A 7,554-nucleotide genomic window follows, 5' to 3' on the forward strand; every position below is an offset into this window, starting at 1 on the left:
CGTGCTGGGCGCGGTTGAGAAAGCGCGTGAAGTCGCGGCGCGTGGTGCCGGTGCGGGCAGTTTGCTGTGCCGCGCGGCGGATGCCTGGGCCGATAAAGCCGGTGGCACCTCGGGCGCGTTGTGGGGCGTGGCGCTTACCGCGTTGGGTACCGCGCTGGGCGATCGTCAAACGCCAGACGCGCAGCGCGTGGCCACCGGCGTACGTGAAGCGAAAGAAGGCATCATGCACTTTGGTAAAGCGCGCGTCGGCGATAAAACCATGGTGGATGTGCTGGTGCCGTTTAGCGACAGCCTCAAGCCGTTACCGCTGGCGCGTCGTTAACCGATGCCTGGCTGAAGGCGGCGCAGGTGGCCGATAAAGCTGCACAGGACACCGCGCAGTTGGTACCCAAAATGGGGCGTGCGCGTCCGCTGGCAGAAAAAAGTGTTGGCACGCCGGATGCCGGAGCGATTTCGCTGGCATTGATCGTCAATACCGTCGGCGATCTGCTAAAAGAACACAGTGCCTCTGAACAAGGAGCTTGAAGCATGTCTCAGCCAAAAATCTGGCTCGGCGTCAGTTTGAAAATGTACTTCGGTTATCAGCAAACCTTGCAATGGTGTCGCGATGTGGCGGCATTAGCCGACCATGCTGCGGTGAAAAACGGTGAAGTGGGCTTGTTTGTGTTACCGGCTTATCCGGCGATTCCGGCGGTTGCAGAGATCTTCGCTAATACACCGGTGCGCTTCGGCGGCCAGGATGTTTGCCAGGCTGAGAACGGTGCCTGGACCGGCGAAGTCAGCGCCAGCATGTTGCAGGAGTTAGGCTGCTCGCTGGCCGAAATTGGTCACGCTGAGCGCCGTCGTCATTTCCACGAAGATAAAGTGCAAATCGCCGCCAAAGTGGCGATGTCGCTGCGTCACGGCATCACGCCGGTGCTGTGCATTGGCGAAGAAGTGCAGGCAGAACCGCAGCAGGCGATCGCACTGTGCCAGCAGCAGCTGGCCGAAGCGCTGGCCGAGTCGGCGCAGCAGGGCTTAAAGGGCGAAGTGTTCTTTGCCTACGAACCGCAGTGGGCGATTGGTGCGCCGCAACCGGCACCGGACAGCTACATCCGCGCAGTGTGCGCCGGATTGCAGCAACTCGCCACGCCGCCGGGCATTACGCTGAAAATCATCTACGGCGGCAGCGCGGGGCCGGGACTGATTCAGCGCCTTGGCGCGGACGTGAATGGCCTGTTCCTGGGGCGCTTTGCTCACGATCCCAACGCGTTGGCAAAAATTATTGATGAAGCCAGTGAGCTGGCTCAGGAGCTCGATTCATGAGCCGTATCGGACTCAGCACCTACGCCTTTTTCTGGCGCATGTCGTCGAAAGTAGCCAACCCGCTGACGTTGGAACAGATGCTGCAACAGACCGCCGATCTCGATGTCTCGGTGTTTCAAATCTGCGACTATCCGGCGATTGAAAGCTGGTCTGACGCGCAACTGCTGGCGCTGCGTCAGCAGGCCGATGCGCTCGGTATCACGCTGGAACTCGGCACGCGCGGCCTTGGCACAGAGCATCTGTGTCGTTATCTGCATATCGCGGAAATCCTCGATGCGCGGGTGATACGTTCGATGTTCTACACCACCGATCATCGTCCTTCCCTCGACGAAGCCGCCGCGCTGATTGGCGCAGTGTTGCCGGATTTTGCCCGCCAACAGGTGCGTCTCTGTCTGGAGACGTACGAGCAGGTGAACAGCGGCTCAATGATGTCGGTGATCAACAAGTTCCTGTCGCCGTGGCTCGGCGTGTGTCTCGATCCCGCCAACTGTGTCGCTGGACTCGAATTGCCAGAGCAGGTGATTGCCAACACCGCCGCGCGCGTCGGCAATCTGCACATCAAAGACTTTGCCTTCACGCGCCGTGATGGCTGGGTCGGCTTTACCTTTGCCGGTTGCCCGATGGGTGAAGGCTTACTGGATTACGACCGGATGATCGCCAGCGTGCGCCCGGCGGATAAAGGCATTAACCAAATCGTCGAACATTGGTTGCCGTGGCAGGACGATGCCGCGCTGACCTGCGAGCGAGAAGCCGAATGGACTCGCCGCACCGTTGAATTCTTACGTAGTAAACAAGATCAGGAGTAACAACATGAGCGTGCAACTGAAAACCATCACCGTGATTGGCGCGGGCGGCAAAATGGGTATGCGTATTTCTGCCAACTTCCAGAAAAGCGATTACCAGGTGTTTTACTGTGAGAACTCACCCAAGGCGCAAGAGCAGGTGAGCGCGCAGGGGCGCGAACTCTCTGATGCGGCCTCCGTGGTGCCATTGAGCGACGTGGTGATTCTGGCGGTGCCGGATATTGTGCTGGGCAAAGTCTCTGAAGGCGTGGTGCCACAGATGAAACCGGGCGCGATTCTGCTGACGCTGGACCCCGCAGCGGCCTACGCCAATCTGATTGCCCATCGCGATGGCATTGAATACGCGGTGGCGCATCCTTGCCATCCATCGGTATTCCTGGAGCGTTACACCAAGGAAGAACATGCTGATGCCTTCGGCGGTATCGCGGCGGTTCAGCACGTGGCGGCGTCATATGAAACCGGCTCTGATGAGCAGAAAGCCGAGCTGAGCAAGGTGATCAGCGTGATGTACGGGCCAGTGGAGCAAGTGCATTGGGTTACCGTGACGCAGCTGGCGTATCTGGAACCCACGCTGGTGGAAACCGTGGCCTGCATGGTCGGCGCGTTTATGAAAGAAGCGCTGGACGAAACCGTGAAACACAGCGGCGTGCCGGAAGAAGCGGCCAAAGCGATGTTGTACGGCCATATTCAAATCGCGCTGGCCGTGGCGTTCCGCGCCACCAACCCGTTCTCGGATGCCTGCATGATCGCCATGGAGTACGGCCGTGAGAAGATTGTGAAACCGGACTGGAAGCAGATCTTCGATCAGAAAGAGCTGGATATCGTGATTGCCCGTATGCTGAAAATCGACGCCATCAAGCGCTAAGCGTGATGCTCGATCGACTCGCGGCGCTGTGGTCTGGCGAAGCGAGTCGTATCAATGATATAACTCCTTCCCAAAGTCAGATCTTGCCCCATTTTGTAGGGTCGCCATTTATGGTGACCAGGTGCGCATGAATGCGCACCCTACATGGAGTGGTCACAACTTCTTCAAATAACACCAAAAAGACAGGTTACGGATGGAAAAAAACACGCTTTCTCAGGACTCCGAGCTGCTGACGGAAATAGCTGTCGCCTATTATCAGGACGAAATCACCCAGGAGGAGATTGCGCGTAAGTTTGGTATTTCCCGCATTAAAGTTGGCCGACTGCTCAAACGCGCGCGCGAAGAGGGCATCGTCGAGATCAACGTGCGTTACCATCCCGTCTTCAGCACCCGCCTCGAGCAACAGCTGCAAAATCGCTTCCCACAACTGCAACGTGCGTTGATAGCGCTCGATCAGCCCGATCAGGAAGAGCAGCGACGTCAGGTTGCCGCGCTGGTGTCGTCACATTTAGCGCAGTCGCTGAAAGACGACGCCATTGTCGCCGTTGGGCAAGGGCGCAACGTTGCCGCTGTCGCCGATTATCCCGGCCAGGTGCCGACGCGTAACTGCCTGTTTATTAGCGGCATTGGCGGCACGCATCGTCCAGGCGATGCCATCAATGCTGACCATATCAGCCGTCGTTTGGCCAAGAAGTTTGGCGGCATCAGCGAAACGTTGTATGCGCCTGCCTATGTTGAGAACCGCGCGCTGCGCGACGCTTTTATGCAAAACGGCACCATCAAAGAGACGCTGGACCGCGCGCGCAAAGCGGATGTGGCGCTGGTGGGCATCGGTGACATGAATGAAAACAGCTATATGGTGAAGCTCGGCTGGTTCACACCGCACGAAATCATCGACGCCAGCGTTAATCAGGGCGTGACGGGCGATGTCGCCGGCTATGACTTCTTCAATTCGCAGGGCCAACACGTAGATACCGTGATGAACGATCGCGTGATTGGGCTGAGCATCGATGAGCTGCGCAAAATCCCCTGTGTGATCGCCATTGCCGCAGAAAATACCAAAGCGATGGCGATCCTCGGCGCACTGCGCACTGGCGCGATCGATATCATTGCCACCACCGCGCAGAACATTCGCACCATATTAAGTTTGTCGCAGGAAAAGGTGTAGTTAAACGGCCAACCCTTTGTAGGGTCGCCATTTATGGTGACCGAAAGACGCTTAACTAACGAGCATTCCGCGAAAAAGTTTACCGTTTTACCATTCAACGGCGTTCATCGCCGTTAATACGGAATATTTTAAACTCAATGAACAGCCTTATTCCGCAACGCGCAGTGCCATAACCGAACGGTCTTGTTCGTGCTATGTTCAGGATATATCCTGTATTTTTCCTTGTTGAGAATCCCTGCCAGATGACTAATGCGCGCTTGCTCTCGGTTGAAAACCTCTCGCTGCACACTCACGATCAGCGCTTGCTGGTGGATAACGTCTCTTTTGATCTTGATCGCAAGGAAATCCTGGCGTTAGTCGGCGAGTCGGGCTCAGGTAAAACCTTAACGTCGCTGGCGCTGATGAACTTGCTGCCCACGGGCGTGCAGCAGAGTGGTGGCCGCGTGGTGTTTAATGGCGAACCGCTGGATGCGCGCAAAACCCAGCAATTACGCGGCTGCCGCATCGCTACCGTGTTTCAGGAACCAATGACCAGCATGAATCCCACGCTGCGTATTGGTGAGCAGATTGCCGAAGTGCTGGTGCGGCATCGTCAGTTCAGCTGGAAACAGGCGCAGCAGGAAGCGATTGCGCTGCTGGATCGCGTTGGCATCGTCAATCCTGCACAGCGCGCGCGTCAGTATATTCATCAGCTGTCGGGCGGCATGCGGCAACGTGTGATGATCGCCAGCGCCATTAGCGGTCAGCCGGAATTATTGATTGCCGATGAGCCAACTACCGCGCTGGACGTCACCATTCAGGCGCAGATTCTGGCGCTGCTGCAGGAACTGCAACAAGAGATGGGCATGGGGATCTTATTGATCACCCACGATCTCTCGGTGGTGGCGCGCTACGCCGATCGCGTCTGCGTGATGCAGCAAGGGCAGCTGGTTGAACAGGGCGCGGTGCTGAGCACGCTCGGCGTGCCAACGCATCCTTACACACGCAAATTGATTGCCGCTTCAGCGACGCAAATCCCTGGGGCAATTGCGCCGGTTTATCAGCCGCCGCTGCTGGTGCTGCGTGACATCAGTAAAAGCTATCCGCTGCCGCGCCGTTTGCCGCTGTGGCCTGCCAAACGGCAAACCGTTTTGCATCCGGCCAATCTGTCGATTGCGCAGGGCGAAATCGTCGGGCTGATTGGCGAATCCGGCTCCGGCAAAACCACATTGGGCAGCGCGGCGATTGGCCTGATTACAGCAGATGGTGGCGAGGTGCATTTTCAGGGGCAGCATCTGCAAGGGCGCCAGCTGAATACGTTACGTCGTCACGCGCAGATCATCTTTCAGGACCCTTACGCCAGTTTGAATCCCAAAATTCCAGTCGGCGAGCAGATCGCTGAACCACTTCGCGTCTGGCAGCTGCGCAAAGGCGCGGCGGTGGATGAACGCGTCAAAGAGTTGCTGGCGTTGGTGGGATTGAAGGCCGAACATGCCGGGCGTCTGCCGGGCGCGTTTTCCGGCGGTCAGCGTCAGCGTATCGCCATTGCGCGCGCGCTGGCGATGGAGCCGAAGTTGCTGGTGGCGGATGAAGCGGTGGCGGCGCTGGATTTATCGGTGCGCGGGCAGATTCTGGCGCTGTTTAATGATTTACGCCACAAGCTGGGATTATCGGTGCTGTTTATCAGCCACGATCTCAGCGCGTTGCGTCAGTTGTGCGATCGCGTGGTGGTGATGTATCACGGCAAGATTGTGGAGTCCGGCGCGACCGCCAGCGTGATTAATCATCCGCAGGACAATTACACCCGCCAACTGCTCGCCGCTGCGCCGGACGTTCAGCAGGCGCTGGCGCTGCGATCAGCTGCCGTGTAACAGCGGCAGTTCGTGATGTTCAGCCCATTCGTGCCAGGAACCGACATACACCGAAACATGGGGATAGCCCGCCAGCTTCAACGCCGCCAACACCGTGGCGGCGCGGGCACCGCGATGGCAATAAACCTGCAACTTCGCATCTTTACTCAATCCTGCCGCCTCGGCGCGTGCGGCAATCTGCTGCGCTGCTAAGAAATGGCCGTTGGCAATGACATCCTCCCAAAATAGCAGCTGAGAGTGCGGAATGCGTCCGGCGCGCGGGCAGCAGGCATGCGCAAAACTGCCTTCAAACTCGCTCGGGCGGCGTGCATCCACGTTGACCACATTCACTCCATCTGCTGCTAATACCTGTTCCCGGCTGCACACCAGCTCGCGGTTCCACGCGGATGCGTTTGCTGCGGGTGGATGCGCCACCGTGCGGCTTAATCCCAATCCCGGACTGAGTTCATAGCCTGCTGCAATCCACGCCTCCACGCCGCCATTCAGAATCAGCGCATCATCACGCTTGAGCAACCACGCGAACCAGGCACCGCGCGGCGAACGCATGCCAACCTGCTGTTCGAAAAATACCGGCGTGGCGTTGGGATTGGCGATAAACATCGGTTGCAACGCGGTGGCGGCTTCTGCAGCCATCACCGCTAAACCCGCCTCGCTGCAATCCTCAATAAAATAGTCGTAGACGTTACAGTGCTGCGCGCCGGGTAAGGTGGCGCGTTGCCAGTCGGCGAACTCGCGCACGTCGATCAGCAGAAATGCTTCGCCTTTTGCCTGGCGCTGATGCAGTGCAAGCACATCAATGATCATGCAGAACTCCTGAAAACAGCGACTGCAACGAACCGAGTTCGTCGTGCTCGGCGGCCTGCAACACGCGGGCGGCGAGGGCGATATCAAACACGTTGAGGCCAAACGAGGAGAAATAGACGCTGTCATCGGGCTGTGGACGCCAGTTATCCAGCAGCAGCGCGGCGAGATCGGCCGCCACATCCTGCTCACGAAACTCACCGGCGCGGAACATCTGGAACAGGCTTTTGGCGCTGCGCTGGGCAAAATCGCCCCATGCATCGACCACCACCTTGCTGCTGGCTTTGATGGCGGCGAAACTGACTTCGTGATAGCCGACCTGCACAATGATCCTGCCAGGCTGGATCGCTTCGGCATCAATAATCGGCTGGTCGGCGCTGGTGCAGGTCAGCACCGCGTCATAAGGCTGCGCCAGAGCGAGCTGCAAATCAGTTTCTATCTGCACTTCGCGCAACGCATTGAGTTTAAAAGGCGAGCGATTCCACACGCCAATCTGTTCCAACTGCGGAAACAGCTGCTGCAACATGCGCAGATGCGCCTGAGCATGCAAACCGGCACCCAGCAGCAGCACGCGTTTCACCGGACGCGGCGCGGCCAGTTGAAGCGCCAGCGCGCTCACCGCCGCGGTGCGCGCAGCGGTTAATGCGCCGCTGGCCAGCAAACCACGCGGAATACCGCTTTGCGCATCGTTAATCAGGGTTAAGGCTAAGGCGGCGGGCAGCGCATCCGGTCGCTGTGGACGATGTGCCGTCCACTTTACGC

General features: G+C 58.3%; 7 protein-coding genes and 1 pseudogene. 6 read left to right on the plus strand and 2 right to left on the minus strand.

Features of this window, described 5'->3' with window-relative positions; genetic code table 11:
• From RTM06_RS22230 to RTM06_RS22255, 6 genes and pseudogenes are all read left to right on the plus strand, one after another.
• Positions 1–525: pseudogene (locus tag RTM06_RS22230) on the plus strand (DAK2 domain-containing protein); the annotation flags it as partial.
• 3 nt (positions 526–528) lie between these two features.
• Complete coding sequence (locus RTM06_RS22235) at positions 529–1,305, plus strand: triose-phosphate isomerase family protein (protein ID WP_256696429.1); 777 nt, start codon at positions 529–531, stop codon at positions 1,303–1,305.
• The gene (locus RTM06_RS22240; protein WP_312184732.1) at positions 1,302–2,111 is read left to right on the plus strand and encodes a sugar phosphate isomerase/epimerase family protein; all 810 of its coding nucleotides are present in this window, start codon (positions 1,302–1,304) and stop codon (positions 2,109–2,111) included. Before RTM06_RS22235 ends, RTM06_RS22240 begins: the two co-directional genes overlap by 4 nt.
• Before the next feature lie 4 nt (positions 2,112–2,115).
• Positions 2,116–2,973, plus strand: a complete 858-nt coding sequence (locus RTM06_RS22245; protein ID WP_265296762.1) for a phosphogluconate dehydrogenase C-terminal domain-containing protein — start codon at positions 2,116–2,118, stop codon at positions 2,971–2,973.
• A 193-nt stretch (positions 2,974–3,166) separates the two neighbouring features.
• Positions 3,167–4,141 (plus strand): sugar-binding transcriptional regulator, encoded by a 975-nt coding sequence (locus RTM06_RS22250; RefSeq protein WP_008104043.1) that lies wholly within the window; start codon positions 3,167–3,169, stop codon positions 4,139–4,141.
• A gap of 242 nt (positions 4,142–4,383) precedes the next feature.
• A complete protein-coding gene (locus tag RTM06_RS22255) occupies positions 4,384–5,991 on the plus strand; it encodes an ABC transporter ATP-binding protein (protein WP_312184733.1) in 1,608 nt (535 codons plus the stop codon).
• On the opposite strand, the gene RTM06_RS22260 is transcribed toward RTM06_RS22255, so the two are convergent.
• Together RTM06_RS22260 and RTM06_RS22265 are read right to left on the minus strand one after the other, a co-directional pair.
• On the minus strand, positions 5,977–6,795 hold the full coding sequence (locus RTM06_RS22260) for a rhodanese-like domain-containing protein (protein WP_312184734.1): 819 nt from the start codon (positions 6,793–6,795) through the stop codon (positions 5,977–5,979). The genes RTM06_RS22255 and RTM06_RS22260 overlap by 15 nt on opposite strands.
• Positions 6,785–7,554, minus strand: a 770-nt coding sequence (locus RTM06_RS22265) for an ornithine cyclodeaminase (protein WP_312184735.1), incomplete at its 5' end; no start/stop codon positions are given. The genes RTM06_RS22265 and RTM06_RS22260, both read right to left, overlap by 11 nt.

It is taken from the genome of Pantoea sp. CTOTU46764, from assembly GCF_031974595.1.
Lineage (GTDB): Bacteria > Pseudomonadota > Gammaproteobacteria > Enterobacterales > Enterobacteriaceae > Pantoea > Pantoea trifolii.

Coding starts and splice junctions, on each gene's coding strand:
- RTM06_RS22235 (WP_256696429.1), top strand. CDS start 529: ATGTCTCAGCCAAAAATCTGGCTCGGCGTCAGTTTGAAAATGTACTTC.
- RTM06_RS22240 (WP_312184732.1), top strand. CDS start 1,302: ATGAGCCGTATCGGACTCAGCACCTACGCCTTTTTCTGGCGCATGTCG.
- RTM06_RS22245 (WP_265296762.1), top strand. CDS start 2,116: ATGAGCGTGCAACTGAAAACCATCACCGTGATTGGCGCGGGCGGCAAA.
- RTM06_RS22250 (WP_008104043.1), top strand. CDS start 3,167: ATGGAAAAAAACACGCTTTCTCAGGACTCCGAGCTGCTGACGGAAATA.
- RTM06_RS22255 (WP_312184733.1), top strand. CDS start 4,384: ATGACTAATGCGCGCTTGCTCTCGGTTGAAAACCTCTCGCTGCACACT.
- RTM06_RS22260 (WP_312184734.1), bottom strand. CDS start 6,795: ATGATCATTGATGTGCTTGCACTGCATCAGCGCCAGGCAAAAGGCGAA.